Source organism: Kineococcus siccus, from assembly GCF_009906795.1.
In the GTDB taxonomy this organism is placed as follows: Bacteria; Actinomycetota; Actinomycetes; order Actinomycetales; family Kineococcaceae; genus Kineococcus; species Kineococcus siccus.
The window spans coordinates 1-1,685 of sequence record NZ_JAAALN010000382.1 but is presented as its reverse complement, the minus strand read 5'-3'; the positions used below and the strand labels follow the sequence as shown (position 1 = coordinate 1,685).

The following is a 1,685-nucleotide window of genomic DNA, read 5'->3' as shown; positions in this document are numbered from 1 at the left end:
CGAATTGAGGACGTTCGAGGACTCGTCCCTCATGATCGGGAACTCGGTCACGGCTGCGGGCATAGGGGGATGTGAACGAGATGGCGGACCGAGCCGCGCCCAGCGACGGGGAGCTGTGGCGGCAGGCCGCGGCCGGGGACGGAGACAGCTTCGGAGTCCTCTTCGACCGTCACGCCGACGCGGTGCACCGCTACTGCGCCCGCCGCACCGGCTCCCTGGACGCCGCCGATGACCTGCTGTCCATCGTCTTCCTGGAAGCCTGGCGCCGACGCGCGGAGGTGCAGCTCGTCGACGACGTCGCACTGCCGTGGCTGTACGGGGTGGCGCAGCGGACCGTGCAGCGGCGGTGGCGCACAGCCCTGCGCCACCGCCGCGCTCTGCACCGCCTGCCCACGGTGCTCATGACTCCGGATCACGCCGATGAGGTGGCGGCCCGCCTCGACGACGAGAAGCAGCTGGCTCAGCTGCAGCAGGCCTTCCGCCGACTGCGCCCGGCGGAGCAAGACGTCTTGACGCTGTGCGTGTGGCAGGGCTTGGACTACGCCTCCGCCGCGATCGCCTTGGGCGTGCCCGTCGGCACCGTGCGCTCACGTCTGTCCCGTGCTCGAGCTCGACTGCAAGCCAACATCCCCCCACCAGGCCGCCAGTCCTCGCTGGACGGCGGGCCGGCTGCAGAGCCGACGGTCGCTCTCCGCTCTTCCCCCCTCGCCTCGCCCCCTACCGATACCGCCTGGGAGCAGTCATGACCTCCACCTTGTCCGGCATGGATCCCCGACGCAGGGCCGCGGTGCGCGCCCTCCTCGTCGCTGAGGTCGACGCCACGGCGGCCCGTGCGACACGATCCAGCCCCCAGTCCACTGTCCGTTCCGGCGACCACGCGCCGATCGCTGCTGCAGCTCACCCGCGCAGGCCCCGTCCGGCGAGGCGTCGGATCGCGCTGGGTGTCGCCTCCGCCACGGCGGTGACCGTGACGGCGGCGGTGATGCTGGCCGGGGACCCCACCGCTCCAGCCAGCTACGCCAGCTGGACCGCAGCGCCCAGCGCCGAGCCTGCCTCTGCTGATCCTGGCGACACCGGGACGTGGGACCGCGTACTGGGCTTCCTCGGCCTGGAAGGCATCCCGACGCAGGCCTCGCAGTGCGAGGACCTCACCGGCGGCGGTGTCGGCATCGAGGGTGTGCCCCGCCGCGAAGACGACGCCGCCCAGCGCAGCGTCCTGGTCGACCGCCGCGGGGACTGGACGTTCTGCGTAGACGTCATCAAGGGTGCTGGTACCGCGGGCGACCCGCTCATCGTGATGGGCGGGCTGGAGGCGCAGAAGCCCGTCCCCGACGGCATCACCGCCAGCAGCAGTGCCGCCGTGTGGGACAAGCCCTACACCTGGCCCACCGCCGCCGACGTCAGTGTGCTCGGCGGCTCCCCGTTTGCCGCACCCGACGTGCCCGCGGAGAAGGAGAACTACTCCCTCATCGGTGCAGCCGGTCCGGACGTCACCGGGGTGGACATCAACCTCGCTGACGGCACTGTCATCACCGCGACCCTGCACGAGGACTACTGGGCCGCCTGGTGGCCCGGACGCATCACCACCGCCCGCGTCAACACCCTCACCATCACCACGACCAGCGGTGACCGCTACGACGTGGACCCCCGCACTATCGACCTGCCCTGGGAGCAGTACGGCGCCT

The 1,685-nt window shown here is 71.5% G+C and carries 1 protein-coding gene and 1 pseudogene; both read left to right on the top strand.

Features of this window, described 5'->3' with window-relative positions:
- Positions 1–80: 80 nt before the first annotated feature.
- A complete protein-coding gene (locus tag GTR02_RS21610; protein WP_166609522.1) occupies positions 81–746 on the top strand; it encodes an RNA polymerase sigma factor in 666 nt (221 codons plus the stop codon).
- A 221-nt stretch (positions 747–967) separates the two neighbouring features.
- Positions 968–1,685: pseudogene (locus GTR02_RS21605) on the top strand (hypothetical protein); the annotation flags it as partial.

Coding starts and splice junctions, on each gene's coding strand:
- GTR02_RS21610 (WP_166609522.1), top strand. CDS start 81: ATGGCGGACCGAGCCGCGCCCAGCGACGGGGAGCTGTGGCGGCAGGCC.